Origin of the sequence: Burkholderia humptydooensis, from assembly GCF_001513745.1 — a bacterium.
Classification (GTDB): Bacteria; Pseudomonadota; Gammaproteobacteria; order Burkholderiales; family Burkholderiaceae; genus Burkholderia; species Burkholderia humptydooensis.
In genome coordinates, this window is the sequence record NZ_CP013380.1 from 149,644 (window position 1) to 171,039 (window position 21,396).

Sequence of the window (21,396 nt, forward strand, 5' to 3'; positions counted from 1 at the left end):
AGATATAAAAGGGCGAAAGTCGTGCAACGCCTGCCGGCAGGGCATCCCGCGGCGGCGCGTCAGCCGACGTGCGTGCGCTTGCCCGGCATGTCCGGCGTTTCCATCGACGCGAGGCCATGCACGATCCCGCAATCCTCGACCGCGTGCTCGCCCTGGCACCGCTCGCGCAATTCGATCAACTGTGTGCGCAAGTGCTGCAGTTCGGCTAGCCGCGTGTTGACGTGACCAATGTGCTCGTCGAGCAGCGCGTTGACCGAATCGCAGCGATCCGCCGGATCGTCGGTGAAGCGCAGCAGTGCGCGGATCTCGTCGTGCGTCATGTCGAGCGCGCGGCAGTTCCGGATGAAGCGCAGCCGCTCAACGTGCGCGTCGGTGTAGTTGCGATAGTTGGAATCGGTCCGTTCCGCGTCGGGCATCAGCCCCTCTTTTTCGTAGAAACGAATCGTCTCGGGCGTGCACCGCGCCGCTTTCGCCAGTTCGCCGATTTTCATTCGAATCTCCTTACAAAAGAGTTGACCTTGTAGTGACTTCAAGGTGTTAACTGTACACCGTCAGTCACTCAGGAGGTTGCCATGACCGAGGCCACCCGGGCCGAAAGCCGGCCGCGAACGCCCGAATCCGATCGCGACAGCGCGCATTTGAACGATGCGCGCGTTTCGGCGCGCGCCGACGGCTGCTGCTCGCACGATCATCCGCATGGCGACGCCGAAACGCAGGCACGTCACGCCGGTCAATTATGCGATGGCGATTCGCGCGGCCACGGACAGGTTCCCGGTTCGCACGCGAACGGCGACCATCCGCACGAACACGGTCACGACCACGACCACGCCGGCGCGGCGTGCTGCGCACCCGCGCCGGTCGCGTTCGCGCCGCTGCCCGGCGCGCGAAAGGCCGCCGACGGCCGCGCGCGCTCGGCGTTCCGGATCATGCAGATGGACTGCCCGACCGAGGAGACGCTGATCCGCAAGAAGCTCGGCGGAATGTCCGAAGTCGCGGCGCTCGAATTCAATCTGATGCAGCGGATGCTGACGGTCGAGCACGCGCCGGGCGCGGAGGCGGGCATCGCCCGCGCGATTCGCTCGCTCGGCATGACGCCCGAGCAGGCGGATGCCGGCGCGTCGGGCCGGCCCGCTGCATCCGCGCCGGCCGATGCGCCGCGCCCGTGGTGGCCGCTCGCGGTCGCGGGCGTCGCGGCGGCCGCGTCGGAGGCGGCCACGTGGCTGCAACTGCCGGTGTGGCTCGCCGCCGCGCTCGCGCTCGCCGCGGTCGCGACCTGCGGCCTCGGCACGTACCGCAAGGGCTGGATCGCGCTCACCAACGGCAACCTGAACATCAATGCGCTGATGAGCATCGCGGTGACGGGCGCGATGGCGCTCGGCCAGTGGCCCGAGGCCGCGATGGTGATGGTGCTCTTCACCGTCGCCGAGCTGATCGAGGCGCGTTCGCTCGATCGCGCGCGCAACGCGATCCAGAGCCTGATGCGCCTTGCGCCCGACACCGCGACGGTCAAGCAGCCCGACGGCACGTGGCGGCCGGTCGACTCGGCGCAGGTCGCGCTCGGTGCGATCGTGCGCGTGAAGCCCGGCGAGCGGATCGGTCTCGACGGCGAGATCGTCGCCGGCCGCTCGAGCGTCAACCAGGCGCCGATCACGGGCGAGAGCCTGCCCGTCGAGAAGGCCGAAGGCGACGCGGTGTACGCGGGCACGATCAACGAGGCCGGCTCGTTCGAATATCGGGTGACGGCGGTTGCGAGCAACACGACGCTCGCGCGGATCATCCACGCGGTCGAGGAGGCGCAGGGCGCGAAGGCGCCGACGCAGCGTTTCGTCGACACCTTCGCGCGCGTCTACACGCCGATCGTGTTCGCGATCGCGCTCATTGTCGCGATCGCGCCGCCGCTCGTGCTCGACGGCGCGTGGCGCGACTGGATCTACCGCGCGCTCGTGCTGCTCGTGATCGCGTGCCCGTGCGCGCTCGTGATCTCGACGCCCGTCACGATCGTGTCGGGGCTCGCGGCGGCCGCGCGGCGCGGGATTCTCGTGAAGGGCGGCGTGTACCTCGAGCAGGGGCGCCGGCTCGCGTGGCTCGCGCTCGACAAGACGGGCACGATCACGCGCGGCAAGCCGGTGCAGACCGATTTCGAGGGGCGCGCGGCCGATGTCGACGCCGCGCGCGTGCGACGGCTCGCCGCGAGCCTCGCCGCGCGCTCGGACCACCCGGTTTCGCAGGCGGTCGCGGTGGCGAACGCGGCCGAAGCCGGCCTGGGCGGCCTGGACGGCGCCGGCCGCGCGAAGAGCGCGTCATTCTTCGACGTCGCCTACTTCGAGGCGATTCCCGGCCGCGGCGTGCGCGGTACGATCGGCGGCGCGCCGTACTGGCTCGGCAATCATCGCCTCGTCGAGGAGCTCGAGTGCTGCACGCCGGCGCTCGAAGCGCGCCTCGACGAGCTGGAGCGGCAGGGCAAGACGGTCGTGATGCTGATCGACGGCACGCGCGTGCTCGGTCTCTTCGCGGTCGCCGACACGGTGAAGGACACGAGCCGCGCGGCGCTCGCGGAACTGCACGCGCTCGGCATCAAGACCGCGATGCTGACGGGCGACAACCCGCACACCGCGCAAGCGATCGCGCAGCAGGTCGGCATCGACGACGCGCGCGGCAACCAGTTGCCGCAGGACAAGCTCGCCGCCGTCGAAGAGCTTGCGGCGGGCGGCCGCGCGGTGGGCATGGTCGGCGACGGGATCAACGACGCGCCGGCGCTCGCGCGCGCCGACATCGGCTTTGCGATGGGCGCGATGGGCACCGACACCGCGATCGAGACGGCCGACGTCGCGCTGATGGACGACGATCTGCGGAAGATCCCGGCGTTCGTGCGGCTGTCGCGCGCGACGCATCGCGTGCTCATGCAGAACATCACGTTCGCGCTCGCCGTGAAGGCGGTGTTCGTCGGCCTCACGGTCGCGGGGATGGGCACGATGTGGATGGCGGTGTTCGCCGACGCGGGCGCGAGCCTCATCGTCGTCGGCAATGGCTTGCGGCTGCTGCGCCGCGGTCAATGAACGGAGGCGGCGATGGATTGGCTCAAGTGGATCGTCGGCGGGCGGCATCACGGAGGCGGCGGCCGGCGCGGCCGTCATGACGGCGGGGCGGGCGGCGGGCACGGCCATGACCGCGGCTACGACGATCGCGGCGGTCATGGCGGTCATGGCCACGGCGGCTACGGTAGCCAGGGCTGGGGCCGTCAGGATGCGCCGCGCGGCGGCGGTTGGGATCGCGCGCGTGACGGCGCGCCGCTGCGCGGCGAAGCGAGCGCGCCCGCGCAGAGCGCCGCGTGCGCGAAGTGCGGCGCGATCAACGGCGCGGATGCGAAGTTCTGCGCGCAATGCGGCGCATCGCAGACGCCGCCTGCGTGCGGCGCATGCCGCGCGCCGCTCGATGCGTCGGCGCGCTTCTGCCCGCAGTGCGGGGCGGCCGTCTCGCCGCAGCGCGGATGACCTGCGACGCCCGGCCGCGCGCCGGCCGGGCACTCGCGCAGGACCGCGGCCGCGCCGCAGCAGCACAGGGAGACGCGCGCGGCCATGCGCCGCGCATCGGCGCGGCGAATCGCCCAGCAAATACCGGGCCGGCATTCGGATTCAGGGCCGCGTCGTTTGCGCTCGCACAACATATCGGCGCATCGCATGCGAGCGGCGAACGAACATCGGTTCACATTCTTCCATTCCTCATCAATCGGCCGATTCGTTGCATGCTTGCGGTTCGCCGACGCGAACCGCGCATCCGCGCGCGCGAACCCTTCATTACGCCAACGAATGGCATCGATCCGCGCGCATGCGCGGGCCGTCACCGCACCATGCTGGCGCACGATTTTTGTTAGCAGGATCGATCCCTCAGATTAAAGTTCGAGTACAGTGAAGCACGATTGAAGCCGTCATCGTTCCCCGTGTAAGGTCGCCGGCTGCGGAGCCCGGTTTTCTTCGGAGTCCGCAGGTTGTTCGTCGAGGTCCAACGCAACATCACGCTTTTCGGGAGAGAACATATGGATTCATCCAGTTTCCTGACGTCGATGCAGAGCACGCTCGGCGTTTATCTGCCCAAGATCGCCGGCGCGCTCGGCATTCTGGTCATCGGCTGGCTGATCGCCGTGATCGTCCGGGCGGGCGTGCGCCGCCTGCTGGGCGCGCTGAAGGTCGATGCGCGCATCGCCGAAAGCACGGGCCAGGGCGCGCAGGTGGAGCGCATCATCGCGGGCGGCCTGTTCTGGCTCATCCTGCTCGTGACCGCGGTCGGCATCTTCAACGTGCTGAACCTCTACGCGATCTCGAATCCGTTCTCGCTGCTCGTCACGAAGATCATCAACTATCTGCCGAACCTCATCGGCGGCGCGGCGCTCACGCTCGTCGCCTGGCTGATCGCGTCGCTGCTGCGCAGCCTCGCCGACAAGACGCTGAAGGCGAGCAAGATCGACAGCAAGCTGTCGGAGACGGCGGGGATGCGGCCGATGAGCTCGTATCTCGGCGACGTGCTGTTCTGGCTCGTGATCCTGATGTTCATTCCGGCGATTCTCGCCGCGTTCGATCTGAACGGCCTGCTGTCGCCCGTGCAGGGGATGATCGACAAGATCCTCGCGATCGTGCCGAACGTGTTCGCCGCGGCCGTGATCGGCTTCGTCGGCTGGCTCGTCGCGCGCATCCTGCGCGGGCTCGTCACGAACCTGCTCGTCGCGGCGGGCGCCGACCGGCTCACGCAAAGCGTCGAGAGCCCGACGCCCGTGAAGATCTCGAATCTCGTCGGCACGGTCGTCTTCATCTTCGTGTTCGTGCCGACGCTGATCTCCGCGCTCGACGCGCTGAAGATCGAGGCGATCTCGCGGCCCGCGACCGACCTGCTCGGCCAGTTCCTCAACGCGGTGCCCGACATCGTCGCGGCGGTCGTGATCGTGCTCGTCACGTTCTACGTCGCGCGCTTCGTCGGTGCGCTCGTGCAGAAGCTGCTCGTCGCCGCGGGCGTCGACGGCCTGCCCACGATGCTCGGCGTCGAACGCGTGTTCACCGGAATGCTGCAGCCTTCGGTGCTCGCCGGCCGGCTGATCGTGTTCTTCGCGATGCTGTTCGCGACCGTCGAAGCCGCGAGCCGGCTCGGCTTCACGCAGGTGCGCGATGTCGTCACGCTGTTCATCGAGTTCGGCGGGCACGTGCTGATGGGCGGCGTGATCCTCGTGATCGGCTTCTGGCTCGCGGGCCTCGCGCGCCGCGTAATCGAGCAGGCCGACAACGAGCACAGCCGCCTGCTGTCGCGTATCGCGCAGTTCGCGATCCTCGGCCTCGTGTTCGCGATGGGCTTGCGCGCGATGGGCATCGCGAACGAGATCGTGCAGCTCGCGTTCGGCCTCGTGCTCGGCGCGATCGCGGTTGCGGTCGCGCTGTCGTTCGGCCTCGGCGGCCGCGAGGCGGCGGGCAAGCTGCTCGACCGCTGGTTCAATCAGCGCGGCAAGCAGGAGTGATGCCGCCGAGCCGCGTGTGACCGCATGTGACAGTGCGTCCGCGCGGTGCTCGGCGCGAGCCGTCAGCCAAGCACCGCGCGCCGCACCTTGCGCAACGCGTCTTCGAGAGACTCCAGCGCGATCGAGCCGAGCGCGATCCGCAGCGCATGCGGCGCACTCGCCGCGGTCGAGAACGGCTCGGCCGTCGTCACGAGCACGCCGTCGCGTTCGAGCTGCCCCGCGACGCGGTCCGCGCGCAATTCTTCGGGCATCGTGAGCCAAAGATAGTACGCGCACGGATGCGAGACGACGTCGCCGTCACGCAAGATCCGCCGCGCGAGCGTCTGCCGCCGCCGCGCGTCCTTGCGCTTGCGGTCCTCGAGCGTGTCGACGATTCCGCCGTCGATCCACTGGCAGGCAAGCGCGACCGTCAGCGACGGCGTATTCCACGTCGACACGCGAATCGCGCGCTCGAGCGCCGGCACGAGCCGTTCCGGCGCGGCGACGAAGCCTAGCCGCAAGCCCGATGCGACGCTCTTCGACAGCCCCGACACGTAGACCGTGCGCTCGGGCGCATGCGTGAACACGGGCTTCGGCGCGGGCTCGGCGAGAAACGCGTAGGCGCCGTCCTCGATGACGAGCAGATCGTGACGCTCGGCGAGCCCGGCAAGACGCGCGCGATTCGCCGCGGACATCACGGAGCCGAGCGGGTTGTGCAGCGTCGGCATCGTGTAGACCGCGCGCACCGGCCGCTTCCTGCAAAGCGCATCGAGCCGGTCGAGATCGAGATCCTGCGCGGCCGACAGCGGCAGCGGTGCGAGCGCGATCCGGTGCGCGTGCGCGAGCGCCTTCATGCCGGGATAGGTCAGCGCGTCGATTGCGAGCAGTTCGCCCGGCTTCATCGTCGCCATCAGCGTGACCGCGAGCCCCTGCTGCGCGCCGTTGACGATCAGCACCTGCTCAGCCGGCACGCGGATGCCGCGATTGCGCAGGTGCCGCGCGACGGTCTGCCGCTCGTGCCGGCGGCCGCCCTGCGGCGCCGAATGCAGGAGCGCGTCGAGATCGCCGGACGCCGCGAGGTTGCGCAGGCCGCCGCGCAGCAGCTCGACCTGGCCCGGCAGCGACGGATAGTTGAATGTCAGATCGATCGCACCCGCCTTCGCCGGCTGCTGCTCGAGGCCGAGCCCGCGCGGCAGCGACGTGTCGCGCACGAACGTGCCGCGTCCGGTCTCGCCGACGACGAGGCCCGCTTCCGCGAGCTCGGCGTACACGCGCGAGGCCGTTGCGAGCGCGATGCCGTGCTGCTTCGTCAATGCGCGCACCGTCGGCAATTGCGCGCCGGGCGCGAGCGTGCCTGCGCGGATGCGCGCGGCGAAGTCGTCGACGATCGTCTGGTAGCGTGATTCGGCCATCGCGTTGTATCTAGAACAATTCTTTGTTTGTATCGGGCGACCAGATTACGCTGCACGTGTCGTTCACGCAAACCTTCGCCGACATGATCCAGACATCCACTTTGTCGCTTTTCGCCGCGGCCGTATTGGTGCTGCTGATGTCGCCGGGGCCGAACATGGCCTTCGTGATCGCGCACGGCGCGGCACACGGGCTGCGCGGCGGCGTTGCCGCGGCGCTCGGCATCGGCGCGGCCGATCTCGTGCTCACCGCGCTGACGGCGGCGGGTGTCGCGACTGCCGTGGCCGCGTGGCCGCCTTCGTTCGATCTGATCCGCTATGCGGGCGCGGCCTACCTGTTGTGGATGGCGTACCGCGCGGTGTGCCGTCCGGGCTCGCTCGGCAAGGTCGCCTCAACGGAGCGGTCGCTATGGTCGGTTGGCGTGCGCGCGATGCTGAACAGCCTGTCGAATCCGAAGGCGCTGCTGTTCTTCATCGTGTTTCTGCCGCAATTCGTCGATCGTCACGGCGCGTCGGTCGCCGGCCAACTGGCGGCGCTCGGTTGCGCGCTAGCCGCGATCAGCGTCGCGTTTCATGCGCTGCTCGGCGCGGCGGGCCATATGGTGCGGGGCTTCATCGGGCATCGCGCGGCGTCGGCCGGCCTGGCCGCGCTCTTCGTGCTGCTCGCGGTGCGCCTCGCGACGATGTCGCGGCTCTCCTGAGCGACTCACACACCACGACAACGCGCGTGCGCGCAATCGACAGGATCCCGAACGATGTATATCGCCGCATTCATTTACCGTCTCGGTCAAATCGACGACGAATTCCGGCAATTGACCGAGACGATCGACGCGGTCGCGGCGAGCCTGCCCGGTTTCGTCGGCATGGAATCGTGGCGCTCGGCCGACGGCCTGATGTTCAACGCGAGCTACTACTGGCGCGACGAGCAAACGCTGCGTGCGTTCGCTGCGCATCCGAAGCATCTCGATGCGAAGCGCCAGTCCCGCCGCTGGTACGACGGCTATCACGTCGTCGTGTCGAAGGTCGAGCGCGCATACGGCGACGGCTCGTTCCGGCATCTCGTCCCGGATTCTCGGCGCGAGCAGAACGGTTGGCGTTCCTGATGACTGCGCCGGCGCTCAAGCCGCATCCGCGCTGCCGATCCGGCCTTTGTCGGGCATCATCGCGCAGCCGGCCGGCAGCGGCGGGAAGCCGGCGAGCCGCGCGACTCCCGTGCGCAGCGCGAGCGCGTACAGCAGCATCGGGCCGACGATGCCCGCGAGCGTGCCGAGCGCGAGCTGCACGCCGACTTCGACGATGCCGAGCCTGACGAGCGCGATGCGCGTCGCGGCTGTCGCGAGAATGTGCGCGAGATAGATCGGCATCGACGCGAAGCCGACGTATTCGAGCCATGACGGGCGACGCGCTGGCGAACGCTGCGCCGCGTCGCCGCGCCGTGTCGCGCGATACGCGACGAGCAGCACGAGCGCGCTGCCCGATAGCGCGGCGGGCAGCGCCCAGATGCTGTCCGGCTCGCCGAAGCGGTGCGCGAATGCCAACGATGCCGCGAACGTCACCGCGATGGCGACGAGCGCGAGCCCGTTCGACGCGCGTTCGACGAGTGCGGGCAACGGGTTGCCGATCAGCATTCCGAGCGCGAAGAACGGGAAGTACGCAAGCGTCATCGACACGATGCCCCACTGCGTCACGGAGCCGGCGACGAACGCGACGATGGCGAGCCCGCCGATCGCGAGTGCGGCGAGTGCGACGGGCATGGCGGGCACGGCGCGCAGCGCGCGCGTTCGCTCGCCGTTCGCGCCGCCGCGCGCCCGCATGCGCGGCGCGACGATCGACGTTCCCCATGCAATCAGCATGCAGATGAAAAGCGCGTACAGGAACCAGAACTGCCCGAACGGCCGCCAGCCGATCGCGAGCAGATCGCGCGGCGTGAACGCGTGATTCATGCCGTATGACGACAGCGCGATCTGCACCGCGCCTTGCAGCAGCGACCAGACGAAGTACGGATAAACGATCGTGCGCAGCTTCGCGAGCAGGAAGACGTCGCCCGCGCGCTGCAGCGACTTCGGCACATGCAGCCCCGACAGCAGGAAGAAGAGCGGCATGTGGAACGTGTAGATCGTATAGTCGGCCGCGGCGAGCAGGGCGCTCGGCCAGCCGGCCGGCACGAGGCCGGCCGCGAACAGGCCGCGCAGCACGTGGCCGTATACGACGAGGATGATGCCCGCACCCCGAGCGGTATCGAGATAGGAGTCCCGCATGGTCTCTCGGTCATTGGAATGGTCTTTCGTGGGTAAGCCGCGCGCCGCTCGAAGGCGGCGCGCGGTACGCTTGCTGCGTACGGACAATGTAGGGGCGCGCGCGACGGCGATCTGTGTGCCGGGCGACATAAGTTCGCTGTCGCGCCACGCGCCCGAGGCAGTCGAAGCAGTCGAAGCGGATGAATGACGAAAGGCGGATGGACCGCACGCGCGCGCCAGCCGCCGGAAATATTTCCGTATGCGAAATGAAAGCGCGGACGTTTGCCGATTTTCGATAACACGTCGATTAATGACTCACTAGCATCGATTCTCAGTGGCGGGGCGGGCCTATCTCGGCGCCGGGCTTCGCCCCTTCGAGGAGAGATTCATGCAGACAGAGTCGAATGGCCGCCCCGGCGCGGGCGGCGGCGCAGCGCGGCCGGCGCTTCAGCAGACGCTCGGCACGTGGCAACTGTGGGGGATCGCGGTCGGTCTCGTGATTTCGGGCGAGTACTTCGGCTGGAGTTACGGCTGGGCGAGCGCGGGCACGCTCGGCTTCGTCGTCACCGCGCTGTTCGTCGCGGCGATGTACACGACCTTCATCTTCAGCTTCACCGAGCTCACGACGTCGATCCCGCACGCGGGCGGCCCGTTCGCGTACGCGCGCCGCGCGTTCGGTCCCGCGGGCGGCTATCTCGCGGGTGTCGCGACGCTTGTCGAATTCGTGTTCGCGCCGCCCGCGATCGCGCTCGCGATCGGCGCGTACCTGCACGTGCAGTTTCCCGGCCTCGAGCCGAAGCACGCGGCGATGGGCGCGTATCTCGTGTTCATGGCGCTGAACATCGTCGGCGTGCAGATCGCCGCGACGTTCGAGCTCGTCGTCACGCTGCTCGCGATCTTCGAGCTGCTCGTGTTCATGGGCGTCGTGTCGCCGGGCTTCGCGTGGAGCAACTTCATGAAGGGCGGCTGGGCGGGCGCGGATCACTTCAGCGCGGGCGCGTTCCACGGCATGTTCGCGGCGATCCCGTTCGCGATCTGGTTCTTCCTCGCGATCGAGGGCGTCGCGATGGCGGCCGAGGAAGCGAAGAACCCGAAGCGCTCGATCCCGATCGCATACGTCGCCGGCATCCTGACGCTCGTCGTTCTCGCGATCGGCGTGATGGTGTTCGCGGGCGGCGCGGGTGACTGGACCAAGCTCGCGAACATCAACGATCCGCTGCCGCAGGCGATGAAGTACATCGTCGGCGCGAACAGCGGCTGGATGCACATGCTCGTGTGGCTCGGCCTGTTCGGCCTCGTCGCGTCGTTTCACGGAATCATCCTCGGCTATTCGCGCCAGATCTTCGCGCTCGCCCGCGAAGGCTACCTGCCCGAATGGCTCGCGAAGGTGCATCCGCGCTTCAAGACGCCTTATCGCGCGATCCTCGCGGGCGGCGTGGTCGGCATCGTCGCGATCTACAGCGACGAGCTGATCCAGTTCGGCGGCCAGACGCTCACCGCGAACATCGTGACGATGTCCGTGTTCGGCGCTATCGTGATGTACATCGTGAGCATGGCGGCGCTCTTCAAGCTGCGCCGCGCGCAGCCGCGGATGGCGCGCCCGTTCCGCGCGCCGCTGTATCCGTTCTTCCCGGCGTTCGCGCTCGTCGCGGCGCTCGTGTGCCTCGGCACGATGGTGTACTTCAACGCGCTTGTCGCGTCGATCTTCGTCGCGTTCGTCGCGCTCGGGTACGGCTACTTCCTCGCGACGCGCGCGCAGCGCGCGGCCGCACCCGCCGACGCGCTGCTGGAGGAGTGAAAAGCGCGTGCCGCGCGCCGGAGGGCGGCGCGCGGCCGCGACGACAAGGAGTCCAGATGCGATATACGGAGACGATCGGTCCGCGCACCTACCGCTTCGCGGACCTGAAGACGCTGCTCGCGAAGGCGAGCCCTTTGCGTTCCGGCGACCAGCTCGCGGGCGTCGCGGCCGCGACCGAGGAGGAGCGCGTCGCCGCGAAGATGGCGCTCGCGAGCGTGCCGCTTGACGCGTTCCTGAACGAGGCGGTGATTCCCTACGAAGACGACGAGGTCACGCGCCTCGTCGTCGACACGCATTCGCGCGACGCATTCGCCGAGATCTCGCACCTGACGGTCGGCGATTTCCGCAACTGGCTGCTGTCGAGCGCAGCCGATGCGGCCGCGCTCGAGCGGATCGCGCCCGGCCTCACGCCGGAGATGGTCGCGGCGGTGTCGAAGCTGATGCGCAATCAGGATCTGATCGCGGCGGCGAGAAAGCGCCGCGTCGTCACGCGCTTCCGGAACACGGTCGGGCTGCCGGGGCGGATGTCGGTGCGGCTGCAGCCGAACCATCCGACCGACGACGTGAAGGGCATCGCCGCATCGATGCTCGACGGGCTGATGTACGGCTGCGGCGACGCGATGATCGGCATCAACCCGGCGACGGACAGCCTCGCCGCGATCACGAAGCTGCTCGCGATGATCGACGCGTTCCGCGAGCGCTACCGCGTGCCGACGCAATCGTGTGTGCTCACGCACGTGACGAACACGATCGCGGCGATCGAGAAGGGCGCGCCCGTCGATCTCGTGTTCCAGTCGATCGCGGGCACCGAGCAGGCGAACGCGAGCTTCGGCGTTTCGCTCGCGCTGCTCGCCGAGGCGCGCGATGCGGCGCTGGCGCTCAAGCGCGGCACGGTCGGCGACAACCTGATGTACTTCGAGACGGGCCAGGGCAGCGCGCTGTCGGCGAACGCGCATCACGGCGTCGATCAGCAGACCTGCGAAGTGCGCGCGTATGCGGTCGCGCGCGCGTTCGAGCCGTTTCTCGTCAACACGGTGGTCGGCTTCATCGGCCCCGAATATCTGTACGACGGCAAGCAGATCATCCGCGCGGGGCTTGAGGATCACTTCTGCGGCAAGCTGCTCGGCGTGCCGATGGGCTGCGACATCTGCTACACGAACCACGCGCAGGCCGATCAGGACGACATGGACAACCTGCTGACGCTGCTCGGCGCGGCGGGCATCAACTTCATCATGGGCATTCCCGGCGCGGACGACGTGATGCTGAACTACCAGAGCACGTCGTTCCACGATCAGCTCTACGTGCGCGAGGTGCTCGGCCTGCGCCGCGCGCCCGAGTTCGAGGAGTGGCTGGAGACGATGGAGATCACGGATGCGCACGGCGCGCTGCGCGCCGCGTCGGCGCGCGTGCCGCTGCTCGCCGGCGCGAACGACTGGATGGGGTTTTCCGCATGAGCGACGCGGTCGAAAAGAACCCGTGGGGGCAACTGAAGTCGTTCACGAACGCGCGGATCGCGCTCGGCCGCGCGGGCAACAGCTTGCCGACCGCGCCGCTGCTCGCGTTCAACCTGTCGCATGCGCAGGCGCGCGATGCCGTCCATCAGCCGCTCGACGCCGATGCGCTGCGCCGCGACATCGAAGCGGCCGGGCTGCCGACGCTCGGCGTGCAGAGCGCCGCGCCGGACCGGCAGCATTACCTGCGGCGGCCGGACCTCGGCCGCAAACTGTCCGACGACAGCCGCGCGCTGCTCGCCGGGTGCGGCGCGGCGCTCGGCGAAGCGCCGGACGTCGTGTTCGTCGTCGCCGACGGGCTGTCGGCGTTCGCGGCCGCGAAGCAGGCGCTGCCGCTCCTGAGCGCGGTGCGGCCGAAGCTCGAGGGCTGGCGGATCGGGCCCGTCGTCGTCGCGCGGCAGGCGCGCGTCGCGCTCGGCGACGAGATCGGCGAGCTGCTCGGCGCGCGCCTCGTCGCGATGCTGATCGGCGAGCGGCCGGGCTTGAGCTCGCCGGACAGCCTCGGCGTGTATCTGACGTATGCGCCGAAGGTCGGCTGCCACGACGCGCAGCGCAACTGCGTCTCGAACGTGCGGCCCGAAGGGCTGCCGTACGACGCGGCCGCGCACAAGCTGCACTATCTGCTGACGCATGCGCGGCGGCTCGGGCTCACGGGCGTCGGGCTCAAGGACGACAGCGATGCGCTGCTGCCCGCCGCGCGGACGGAAGCGGAGCGTCTGGCGGCGGAGTGAGCCGGTTTCGGCGCGTTGCGGCGCGGCCGGCGATGGCGCGACGCCGCGCGCCCGTCACGCGAATTGGCCCGACCGGCCCGATTCAGCCGCCTCGAGGGGCACGTCCGCATGCCGGCGCTCGTGTTCCAGCAGCCACCGCTTGCGCTCGAGGCCGCCGCCATAGCCGGTCAGCGACCCGTCCTTGCCGATGATCCGGTGGCACGGCACGATGATCGAGATGCGGTTCGCGCCGTTCGCCGCGGCGACTGCACGCACCGCGAGCGGGCTGCCGAGCTTGCGCGCCTGCTCCTGATACGACGCGGTGCGCGCATAGGGCACGGTCAGCAACTGCCGCCATGCGGCGCGCTGGAACGCGGTGCCGGGCGCGTCGAGCACGACGTCGAAGCGCTGCCGCGCGCCCGCGAAATACTCGGCGATCTCCTGTTGCGCCTGCCGCGTGTGCCGGTTCTCGCCGACGAGCACGCGCGCGCCGAGCAGGCGCTCGAGATCGGCGAATTCGGTGGCGAGCGTGCGCCGATCGACGAATTCGAGCAGGCAGACGCCGTTGTCCGTCGCGCCGACGAACATCGGGCCGAGCGGCGTCGTGAAGCGGGCGGTGACGATCGTGTTCGCATGGGCGCCTTGCATCGGCGTATCTCCGAAAATTTTCCTGAACGTGTGTGCGAAGCCGCTCAGCGAGCCGTAGCCGGCGTCGAATGCGGCGTCGGTCGCGCGCGCGCCGTCGCGCATCGTCTGCCGCGCGGCGTCGATCCTGAGCATCCGCTGGTACGCGTGGAACGTCATCCCGTAGTGCCGCGCGAACCAGCGGCGCAGGCTTTCGGGGCCGATGCCGTGCGCGCGCAGCGCGTCGTCGGAAATCCGCTCGTGCGGATGCGCGCCGACGAGCGCGAGCGCCCGCGCGACGGCGGCGGGCGGCTCGCTCGCCGGGCGCGTCGGCCGGCAGATCTTGCACGGGCGATAGCCGGCCGCGAGCGCGTCGTCGAACGTCGTGAAGAACTCGACGTTCTCGCGCTTCGGCTTGCGCGCGCGGCAGGTCGAGATGCAGAACACCGACGTCGTCTTCACGCCGACGAAGAACATGCCCGCATACTCGGGCGAGCGTTCGACGAGCGCGCGGTAACAGACGTCGGCGAGCCGCGGGTCGGCGATGCGCATGGCGGGCTCCAGCGGATGCAATGCGACGACGATAACGCGCGTCGCGCGCGGGCGGCAACCGAAAATCGGACGAGTATTTTCGAGCCGGCGGGCAGCCGATGTGTCACGCAATACGCGTTCCGGGCCGAGGTCCGGCGCTCACGCGTCGCGAAACAGCCGCTCGCAAACGAAATCGACGAACACCCTCACCTTCGGCGACAACTGCCGGTTCGACGGCCACAGGATCGAGAACTGCCCGGGGCCGATCCGGTATGCGTCGAGCACGGTCGCGAGCGCGCCGTCGGCGAGCGCGTCGCGCGCGAGGAAATCCGGCATGTAGCCGATGCCGAACCCCGACATCACCGCCGCGCGCAGCGCCTCCATGTTGTTGCACGTCATCGCGGTGTGCAGGTTCGGCGGTTCGCTGCCGTCGGGCAGCAGCCCCCACGGCTGCAGCTTGCCCGTCGTCGGGAAGCGGTAGCGCACGCATGCGTGCGCGTCGAGCTCGCGCAGCGTGCGCGGCGCGCCCGCCTGCGCGAGATACGCGGGCGACGCGCACAGCAGAAAGCTGAACGGTCCGAGACGGCGTGACATCAGGCTCGAATCGCTGAGCGCGCCGCTGCGGATCACCGCGTCGAAGCCGCCTTCGACGACGTCGACCAGCCGGTCGTTGAAATCGAGATCCAGCTCGACGTCCGGATAGCGGCGCTTGAATTCCGGCAGGACAGGCAGCAGGAACCGGTAGCCGATCACGGGCAGGCTCACGCGCAGCCGGCCGCGCGGCGTCTGCGCGCTCTGCGACACGCTCGCTTGCGCGTCGCGCAGCTCTTCGAGCGCGCGGTGGCAGCGTTCGTGGAAATGGCGTCCTTCATCGGTCAGCGTGACCTTGCGCGTCGTCCGGTGGAAGAGCCGCACGCCGAGCGTGCGCTCGAGCTTCGCGATCGTCTTGCCGACCGCCGACGCCGACACGCCGAGCTTGCGTCCCGCCGCGACGAAGCTGAGCGTCTCCGCCGTGCGGACGAACGCGACGATGCCGTTCAGGTTGTCCATATCGCTCCGTTTCCCTTCGTTGGTCGATATTGCGGAATTCAGCTCCGCAATATACGGAATCTTGCGTTGTTTTTCGTCGATTGAATCCGGATTATCGTTCGTCGCTCGGCCGGAGGGTTCGCCGCCGCAGATGAAACCGCGGCGCGACGACCGGCGCTTTTCGAACGGAGCGACGATGATGGACCGATCTTTTTCCGCTGCGCGGCTCGCGATACTCGCGGCCGTCTGCCTTGCCGCGCTCGCGCTGCCGCTCAGCTTTTCGGGCGGCGCGGTCGCGACGCCCGCGATCGGCCGCGATCTCGGCGGCGGCCCGGTCGCGATGAACTGGATCACGAACGCGTTCATGCTGACGTTCGGCAGCCTGCTGATGGCGGCGGGCGCGCTCGCCGACCAGTTCGGCCGCAAGCGCGTGTTCGCGGCGGGCGTCGGCGGCTTCACCGCGTGCTCGCTCGCGCTCGGCTTCGCGCCGTCGATCGTCGCCGTCGATCTGCTGCGCGCCGCGCAAGGCGTTGCGGCCGCCGCGGCGCTGGCGGGCGGCACGGCCGCGCTCGCCCAGGAGTTCGACGGCGACGCGCGCACCCGCGCGTTCAGCGTGCTCGGCACGACGTTCGGGCTCGGGCTCGCGTTCGGTCCGGTGCTCGCGGGCGTGCTGATCGAGCGCTTCGGCTGGCGCGCGATCTTCGCGACGGGCGCCGTGGCCGGCGCGCTGTCGCTCGCGTTCGGCGTGCCGCGGATGCGCGAGTCGCGCGATCCGAATGCGCAGCGTCTCGACTGGGCGGGCACGCTCGCGTTCACCGCGATGCTGTCGTGCTTCACGTTCGGCGTGATCCAGGCGCAGGCAAGCGGCTGGGCGAGCCCGCTCGTCGCGGCGCTGCTCGCGGGCGCGGCGCTCTGCGCGATCGCGTTCGCGGCGATCGAGGCGCGCGTCGCGCGGCCGATGCTCGACCTGTCGCTGTTTCGCTACCCGCGCTTCGTCGGCGTGCAGGTGCTGCCGGTTGCGACCTGCTGCTGCTACGTCGTGCTGCTCGTCGTGCTGCCGCTGCGCTTCATCGGCATCGACGGCTTCAGCGAAATCGACGCCGGCTGGCTGATGCTCGCGCTGTCCGCGCCGATGCTCGTCGTGCCGATGCTCGCGGCGGCGCTCACGCGCTGGATGTCTGCGGGCGTGATCTCGGGCATCGGGCTCGTGATCGCGGCCACGGGCCTCGGGTGGCTCGGCCGCGCGCTGCACGCCGGCGCGGGCGCGGCGGCGATCGCGCCGATGCTCGCGATCGGGCTCGGCGCGGGGATGCCGTGGGGGCTGATGGACGGTTTGTCGGTGAGCGTCGTGCCGAAGGAGCGCGCCGGAATGGCGACGGGCATTTTCAGCACGACGCGTGTCGCGGGCGAGGGGATCGCGCTCGCGATCGTCAATGCGATGCTCGCGACGTTCGCGCAATCGCACGTGCGCGACGCGGCGGCGCCGCTCGCCGCGCCCGCCGCCGTGCACGAGGCCGCCGCGCGGCTCGCGACGGGCGACCTCGCGCATGCGGCCGCGCTGCTGCCGGGCGTCGCGCGCGATGCGCTGCGGCAAAGCTATGCGGCCGCGTTCGGCAGCCTGCTCGAAGGGCTGACGGCCGTCACGCTGCTGTGCGCGCTCGCCGCGTTCGCGTTCCTGAGCCGGACCCGCGCGCACGGCGAGCCGGCGTCCGGGCCGGCGCGCTCGCGCGATCGTCGTGCGCTGACGCTCGATCGCGAGTGCGGTTGAAAGGGGGCGGCGGCCGCACGCCGGCTTGGCGCGGCGATCGCGTGGCCGACGAACGATGCGGCGACGGACGACGCAACGGCTGAAGAGCCGATGGCGGAAGAAGGGCCAATGACGGAAGGGCTGGCAGAAGCGTCAAGGCAGAATCGACGCAAGCGCAAAAAGGCCCGACGGAACCGCATCGACACGCGAGTCCGCCGGGCCAGGCCAAGCCGATCATGCGGCGCGCGAGCGACTGCCGCCCGCGCCGCTTCCGCGCGGGATCAGAAGAACCCGAGCGGCTTCTCGCCGTAGCTGACGAGCAGGTTTTTCGTCTGCTGGTAGTGGTCGAGCATCATCTTGTGCGTCTCGCGGCCGATGCCCGACTGCTTGTAGCCGCCGAACGCCGCGTGCGCCGGATACGCGTGATAGCAGTTCGTCCACACGCGGCCCGCCTGGATGCCGCGGCCGACGCGGTATGCGCGGTTGCCGTCGCGCGTCCAGACGCCCGCGCCGAGGCCGTACAGCGTGTCGTTCGCGATCTCGAGCGCTTCCTCCTCGGTCTTGAACGTCGTCACCGCGAGCACCGGCCCGAAGATCTCTTCCTGGAAGATGCGCATCTTGTTGTGGCCGCGGAACACGGTCGGCTTCACGTAATAGCCTTCGGCGAGCTCGCCGCCGAGCACGTTGCGCTCGCCGCCCGTCAGGCACTGCGCGCCTTCGCCGCGGCCGATGTCGATGTACGACAGGATCTTCTCGAGCTGCTCGGCCGACGCCTGCGCGCCGATCATCGTCTGCGCGTCGAGCGGATGGCCCTGCTTGATCGCCTCGACGCGCTTCAACGCACGCTCGATGAAGCGATCGTAGATGCTCTCCTCGACGAGCGCGCGCGATGGGCACGTGCAGACCTCGCCCTGGTTCAGCGCGAACATCGCGAAGCCTTCGAGCGCCTTGTCGAAGTAGCTGTCGTCGCGGTCCATCACGTCGGCGAAGAAGATGTTCGGGCTCTTGCCGCCGAGCTCGAGCGTGACGGGGATCAGGTTCTCGCTCGCGTACTGCATGATGAGGCGGCCCGTCGACGTCTCGCCCGTGAACGCGATCTTCGCGATCCGCTTGCTCGACGCGAGCGGCTTGCCCGCCTCGAGCCCGAAGCCGTTGACGATGTTGAGCACGCCGGGCGGCAGCAGATCCTGGATCAGCTCGGCGAACACGAGGATCGACGCGGGCGTCTGCTCGGCGGGTTTGAGCACGACGCAGTTGCCGGCCGCGAGCGCGGGCGCGAGCTTCCACGCGGCCATCAGCAACGGGAAGTTCCACGGGATGATCTGGCCGACGACGCCGAGCGGCTCGTGGAAGTGATAGGCGACCATGTCGTCGCCGATGTCGGCGATCGAGCCTTCCTGCGCGCGGATGCAGCCCGCGAAGTAGCGGAAGTGGTCGATCGCGAGCGGCACGTCGGCCGCGGTGGTCTCGCGCAGCGGCTTGCCGTTGTCGATCGTCTCGGCGACAGCAAGGCGCGTGAGGTTCGCCTCCATCCGGTCGGCGATCTTCAGCAGCACGTTCGCGCGCTCGGCCGCGCCCGTCGCGGCCCAGCCCGCCTTCGCCGCGTGCGCGGCGTCGAGCGCGAGCTCGACGTCGGCTGCGCGCGAGCGAGGGATCGCGGTGAACGGCCGGCCGGTGACGGGCGAGACGTTGTCGAAATACTCGCCGCCGACCGGGGCGACCCATTCGCCGCCGATGAAATTCCCGTACTGCTTGCGGTACGGGAATTCGATGTTCAGATGTTGCATGTCCGCGTGATTCATCGTTGCTCCTCGCATGTCGGTATCGGTGATGCGCCGCGCGACGTGCGCGACACCCATCGTTACGCCAAAACCGTGCCAGCGGGCCGCGCCGCGGTGCATCGGCGCGCCGGCGCGGGGCTCGGCGCGCGCGCGGCGCGGCTGCGCGCGGCGGACTGCGCCGTCGTTGAACACCTGCCGCGCGCCGGTTGTTCAGGCGCGGCACAGCGTCGCGCCGACGCAGGCGATTTTGGCGGGGGTACGCTTCGGCACGGGAATTGCGTATTCGGGCGGATCGTTTCAGCTTCAGCGACGCAAAAGGAGGCGCGATGGATTACGGGCACGCCGGCGCCGAGACGACGGCGGAGGACACGGGGCGCAGCGCGGACGGCGACGGCGGCGCGGCCGGGCGCGCGGTCGTCAGCGTCGCGCACGACGCCGACGAGCAGGCGCGCAACCTGATCGGCTGGCGCCAGACCTACGACCAGCTCGCGGCGGGCCGCTTCGTCGGCACGCTGACCGAGCTGCCGCTCGACACGATGAAGGTGTTCCGCGAGACGACGAGCCACACGCTGCGGCAGGCATGCGAGGTGCGCGGCGATGCGTACTGGTTCGGCATTCCGGTCGCGCGCGACGGCGCGGCGCGCATCGACGCGCGGCCGATCGCCGCCGACGCGCTCGCGTTCCGGCCCGGCAACGTCGAATTCGAGCTGCTGACGCCCGCGCAATTCTCGATCTACGGCGTCGTCGTGCGCGGCGCGGTGCTGCGCCGCTATGCGGAGGAGGTCGAGCGCTGCGGGCTCGACGAGCGATTGCCGCTCGTGCCCGTCGTGCGCGTCGGCGAGGCGCGGCTCACGCGGCTGTGCGCGCTGCTAGCGCATCGTCTCGACGACGCGGACGCGATGAGCGCGGCGCTCGCGCCGCTGTCCGACTGCGCGCGCAACGATCTGCAGGCGGAGGTGCTCGCGGCGCTGTTCGATCTGTGCGCGTCGCCCGCCGCCGCCGCGACGGTCGAGCATTCGTCGCGGCGCCGCAAGATCGTCGTGGCCGCGCGCGACTACGTGCTCGCGCACCGCTCGCGGCCCGTCGGCGTGCCGGAGCTGTGCGAGCAACTGCACGTGAGCCGGCGCACGCTGCAATACTGTTTTCAGGACGTGCTCGGGATGGCGCCCGCGACCTATCTGCGCGCGCTGCGGCTGAACGGCGTGCGGCGCGACCTGCGCGGGCGCGCGGCGGATTCGGTGCAGGACGTGGCGGCCGCGTGGGGGTTCTGGCACCTGAGCCAGTTCGCGACCGACTATCGGCGGATGTTCGGCGCGCGGCCGTCGGAGACGCTGCGCGACGCGCTCGCCTGCTGAGGCGGCGAACGGCGCGCCGGCTGCCGGCGTCCCGCGGCTTCGTCGCGACGCACCCGGCGCGCCGGCGGGATCGGCCGCTCAGCCGCGCCGACGCTCACCCCCGCGGCTGCGGCCACGCGATCGTGTCCCAGTCGATTCGCCGATACGCGGCGTCGACTTGCGCGATATCGTCCGCTGCCTCGCTTTTGTGGCGATTGCGCAGCATCTCGGGCACATCGAGCTCGATTGCCGTGCAAAACGGATAGTCGCGCACCCGCAGCTCGGGCGCGATGCTCGAAAAGCACGCGAGCGTCGGCACGTCGAACCCGGCCGCGATGTGCACGGCCGACGTGTCCGCGCAGAGCGCGACGCTCGCCTGCCCGACCCAACTGACGAAATGCGCGGTATCGGCGGAGTGGCCGCTCACGTCGACATAGTCCGGATGATCGATCGGCCCGAAGCCGAGCACGGGCAGCCGATAGGTCCGCGCGAGCCGCTCGACGAGCGCCGCGCGCCGCGCCGCCGGGATGCTGCGCAGCGGCGTGCTCGCCTGCGGGCAGAACAGCGCGTACGGCCGGCCGCGCCATTCGGGCGGCAGCGCGGGCAGCGTCAATCGCGCGAGCCAGCGGTTGCATTTCGCGTCGGCCGCGATCGACTCGGGCGGCACGCCGAGCGACGCGAGGAAGAAGTCGATCATCGGCAGCGCCGCGAATGCGGGCCAGTACAGGTGATTGCCGAGGTCGATGCGCGTGTCGCGCGCCGGCAGGCCGGCGGCGGGCCACGGCAGCGCGCGGATCGGCGCGATCGTGTCGGCCGCGAGCCGGTAAAGCGCGTCGACATACGCGGGCGCGCGCGCGGGCCGGTACAGCACGAAGCGCACGTGCGGATGGCGCGCCTCGATCGCCGCGAGCGCGGTCAGCCCGATCACCGAATCGCCGAGCGCGACGCCCATGCCGTTGATCACGTGAACCGTCGACAACGTCGCGTAATCGAGCGTGAACGGGCGGCTTGCCGCATGCAACAGCCTGGCGCGGGCCGCCGCGCCGACGTAGCCGCGCGCGTCGGCGCCCGCGCATTCGAGATCGTAGGGCGCGACGAGCCGTCCGTCCGGCGCGAGCAGCGTGCCGGGGTACGCGAGCGCGTCGGCGGGCGACAGCACGGTTTCATCGAATGTCGTCGTCATCGCGAAGGAGCGCTCATCGGCCGTGC

The 21,396-nt window shown here is 69.8% G+C and carries 18 protein-coding genes; 11 read left to right on the forward strand and 7 right to left on the reverse strand.

Features of this window, described 5'->3' with window-relative positions:
* Positions 1-59 precede the first annotated feature (59 nt).
* Positions 60-491 (reverse strand): Cd(II)/Pb(II)-responsive transcriptional regulator, encoded by a 432-nt coding sequence (cadR, locus tag AQ610_RS00670; protein WP_006023912.1) that lies wholly within the window; start codon positions 489-491, stop codon positions 60-62.
* An 81-nt stretch (positions 492-572) separates the two neighbouring features.
* On the opposite strand from cadR, the gene AQ610_RS00675 reads away from it, so the two are divergent.
* The 4 genes from AQ610_RS00675 to AQ610_RS00685 all read left to right on the forward strand — a co-directional run bounded on the left by AQ610_RS00675 (position 573) and on the right by AQ610_RS00685 (position 5,497).
* Positions 573-3,056, forward strand: coding sequence for a heavy metal translocating P-type ATPase (locus AQ610_RS00675; RefSeq protein ID WP_006023911.1), 2,484 nt, complete (start codon positions 573-575; stop codon positions 3,054-3,056).
* A gap of 12 nt (positions 3,057-3,068) precedes the next feature.
* Complete coding sequence (locus tag AQ610_RS00680) at positions 3,069-3,491, forward strand: zinc ribbon domain-containing protein (RefSeq protein WP_006023910.1); 423 nt, start codon at positions 3,069-3,071, stop codon at positions 3,489-3,491.
* Positions 3,488-3,871, forward strand: a complete 384-nt coding sequence (locus tag AQ610_RS35675) for a hypothetical protein (RefSeq protein ID WP_156436711.1) — start codon at positions 3,488-3,490, stop codon at positions 3,869-3,871. The genes AQ610_RS00680 and AQ610_RS35675 overlap by 4 nt, the downstream gene beginning before the upstream one ends.
* Positions 3,872-4,033: 162 nt before the next feature.
* Positions 4,034-5,497 (forward strand): mechanosensitive ion channel, encoded by a 1,464-nt coding sequence (locus tag AQ610_RS00685; RefSeq protein ID WP_009913996.1) that lies wholly within the window; start codon positions 4,034-4,036, stop codon positions 5,495-5,497.
* A gap of 62 nt (positions 5,498-5,559) precedes the next feature.
* Here AQ610_RS00685 and AQ610_RS00690 read toward each other — a convergent pair whose 3' ends face one another.
* Entirely contained in the window at positions 5,560-6,888 is a 1,329-nt protein-coding gene (locus tag AQ610_RS00690; RefSeq protein ID WP_006023908.1) for an aminotransferase-like domain-containing protein, read from the reverse strand.
* An 83-nt stretch (positions 6,889-6,971) separates the two neighbouring features.
* On the opposite strand from AQ610_RS00690, the gene AQ610_RS00695 reads away from it, so the two are divergent.
* Positions 6,972-7,586 carry a LysE family translocator gene (locus AQ610_RS00695; RefSeq protein ID WP_043282131.1) on the forward strand — a complete coding sequence of 205 codons (615 nt, stop codon included), beginning with the start codon at positions 6,972-6,974 and terminating at the stop codon, positions 7,584-7,586.
* 54 nt (positions 7,587-7,640) lie between these two features.
* Positions 7,641-7,988: an antibiotic biosynthesis monooxygenase family protein gene (locus AQ610_RS00700; RefSeq protein ID WP_006023906.1), complete on the forward strand. Its 348-nt coding sequence runs from the start codon at positions 7,641-7,643 to the stop codon at positions 7,986-7,988.
* A gap of 15 nt (positions 7,989-8,003) precedes the next feature.
* Here AQ610_RS00700 and AQ610_RS00705 read toward each other — a convergent pair whose 3' ends face one another.
* Positions 8,004-9,143, reverse strand: coding sequence for an acyltransferase family protein (locus tag AQ610_RS00705; protein WP_006023904.1), 1,140 nt, complete (start codon positions 9,141-9,143; stop codon positions 8,004-8,006).
* A 367-nt stretch (positions 9,144-9,510) separates the two neighbouring features.
* Here AQ610_RS00705 and eat point away from each other — a divergent pair, with 367 nt between their 5' ends.
* Genes eat through eutC form a run of 3 tightly spaced genes read left to right on the forward strand, consistent with a single transcriptional unit; the run spans position 9,511 to position 13,162 of the window.
* Entirely contained in the window at positions 9,511-10,920 is a 1,410-nt protein-coding gene (eat, locus tag AQ610_RS00710) for an ethanolamine permease (protein ID WP_006023902.1), read from the forward strand.
* A 56-nt stretch (positions 10,921-10,976) separates the two neighbouring features.
* Positions 10,977-12,374 (forward strand): ethanolamine ammonia-lyase subunit EutB, encoded by a 1,398-nt coding sequence (locus tag AQ610_RS00715; RefSeq protein ID WP_006023901.1) that lies wholly within the window; start codon positions 10,977-10,979, stop codon positions 12,372-12,374.
* Positions 12,371-13,162, forward strand: coding sequence for an ethanolamine ammonia-lyase subunit EutC (gene eutC, locus AQ610_RS00720; RefSeq protein WP_006023900.1), 792 nt, complete (start codon positions 12,371-12,373; stop codon positions 13,160-13,162). Before AQ610_RS00715 ends, eutC begins: the two co-directional genes overlap by 4 nt.
* Positions 13,163-13,216: 54 nt before the next feature.
* On the opposite strand, the gene AQ610_RS00725 is transcribed toward eutC, so the two are convergent.
* Together AQ610_RS00725 and AQ610_RS00730 are read right to left on the reverse strand one after the other, a co-directional pair.
* Positions 13,217-14,317, reverse strand: a complete 1,101-nt coding sequence (locus tag AQ610_RS00725) for a bifunctional transcriptional activator/DNA repair enzyme AdaA (RefSeq protein WP_009913995.1) — start codon at positions 14,315-14,317, stop codon at positions 13,217-13,219.
* 138 nt (positions 14,318-14,455) lie between these two features.
* Positions 14,456-15,346 carry a LysR family transcriptional regulator gene (locus AQ610_RS00730; protein WP_006023898.1) on the reverse strand — a complete coding sequence of 297 codons (891 nt, stop codon included), beginning with the start codon at positions 15,344-15,346 and terminating at the stop codon, positions 14,456-14,458.
* A gap of 178 nt (positions 15,347-15,524) precedes the next feature.
* Here AQ610_RS00730 and AQ610_RS32190 point away from each other — a divergent pair, with 178 nt between their 5' ends.
* Positions 15,525-17,093, forward strand: coding sequence for an MFS transporter (locus AQ610_RS32190; protein WP_043282129.1), 1,569 nt, complete (start codon positions 15,525-15,527; stop codon positions 17,091-17,093).
* 260 nt (positions 17,094-17,353) lie between these two features.
* Here the strand turns inward: AQ610_RS32190 and adh are convergent, their stop codons facing one another.
* A complete protein-coding gene (gene adh, locus AQ610_RS00740) occupies positions 17,354-18,874 on the reverse strand; it encodes an aldehyde dehydrogenase (protein ID WP_009916405.1) in 1,521 nt (506 codons plus the stop codon).
* Between the two features lie 305 nt (positions 18,875-19,179).
* Here adh and AQ610_RS00745 point away from each other — a divergent pair, with 305 nt between their 5' ends.
* A complete protein-coding gene (locus AQ610_RS00745; protein WP_006023895.1) occupies positions 19,180-20,208 on the forward strand; it encodes a helix-turn-helix domain-containing protein in 1,029 nt (342 codons plus the stop codon).
* 94 nt (positions 20,209-20,302) lie between these two features.
* Here the strand turns inward: AQ610_RS00745 and AQ610_RS00750 are convergent, their stop codons facing one another.
* Complete coding sequence (locus AQ610_RS00750) at positions 20,303-21,370, reverse strand: glycosyltransferase family 9 protein (protein ID WP_006023894.1); 1,068 nt, start codon at positions 21,368-21,370, stop codon at positions 20,303-20,305.
* Between the last annotated feature and the right edge of the window lie 26 nt (positions 21,371-21,396).

Coding starts and splice junctions, on each gene's coding strand:
- cadR (WP_006023912.1), bottom strand. CDS start 491: ATGAAAATCGGCGAACTGGCGAAAGCGGCGCGGTGCACGCCCGAGACG.
- AQ610_RS00675 (WP_006023911.1), top strand. CDS start 573: ATGACCGAGGCCACCCGGGCCGAAAGCCGGCCGCGAACGCCCGAATCC.
- AQ610_RS00680 (WP_006023910.1), top strand. CDS start 3,069: ATGGATTGGCTCAAGTGGATCGTCGGCGGGCGGCATCACGGAGGCGGC.
- AQ610_RS35675 (WP_156436711.1), top strand. CDS start 3,488: ATGACCTGCGACGCCCGGCCGCGCGCCGGCCGGGCACTCGCGCAGGAC.
- AQ610_RS00685 (WP_009913996.1), top strand. CDS start 4,034: ATGGATTCATCCAGTTTCCTGACGTCGATGCAGAGCACGCTCGGCGTT.
- AQ610_RS00690 (WP_006023908.1), bottom strand. CDS start 6,888: ATGGCCGAATCACGCTACCAGACGATCGTCGACGACTTCGCCGCGCGC.
- AQ610_RS00695 (WP_043282131.1), top strand. CDS start 6,972: ATGATCCAGACATCCACTTTGTCGCTTTTCGCCGCGGCCGTATTGGTG.
- AQ610_RS00700 (WP_006023906.1), top strand. CDS start 7,641: ATGTATATCGCCGCATTCATTTACCGTCTCGGTCAAATCGACGACGAA.
- AQ610_RS00705 (WP_006023904.1), bottom strand. CDS start 9,143: ATGCGGGACTCCTATCTCGATACCGCTCGGGGTGCGGGCATCATCCTC.
- eat (WP_006023902.1), top strand. CDS start 9,511: ATGCAGACAGAGTCGAATGGCCGCCCCGGCGCGGGCGGCGGCGCAGCG.
- AQ610_RS00715 (WP_006023901.1), top strand. CDS start 10,977: ATGCGATATACGGAGACGATCGGTCCGCGCACCTACCGCTTCGCGGAC.
- eutC (WP_006023900.1), top strand. CDS start 12,371: ATGAGCGACGCGGTCGAAAAGAACCCGTGGGGGCAACTGAAGTCGTTC.
- AQ610_RS00725 (WP_009913995.1), bottom strand. CDS start 14,317: ATGCGCATCGCCGACCCGCGGCTCGCCGACGTCTGTTACCGCGCGCTC.
- AQ610_RS00730 (WP_006023898.1), bottom strand. CDS start 15,346: ATGGACAACCTGAACGGCATCGTCGCGTTCGTCCGCACGGCGGAGACG.
- AQ610_RS32190 (WP_043282129.1), top strand. CDS start 15,525: ATGGACCGATCTTTTTCCGCTGCGCGGCTCGCGATACTCGCGGCCGTC.
- adh (WP_009916405.1), bottom strand. CDS start 18,874: ATGAATCACGCGGACATGCAACATCTGAACATCGAATTCCCGTACCGC.
- AQ610_RS00745 (WP_006023895.1), top strand. CDS start 19,180: ATGGATTACGGGCACGCCGGCGCCGAGACGACGGCGGAGGACACGGGG.
- AQ610_RS00750 (WP_006023894.1), bottom strand. CDS start 21,370: ATGACGACGACATTCGATGAAACCGTGCTGTCGCCCGCCGACGCGCTC.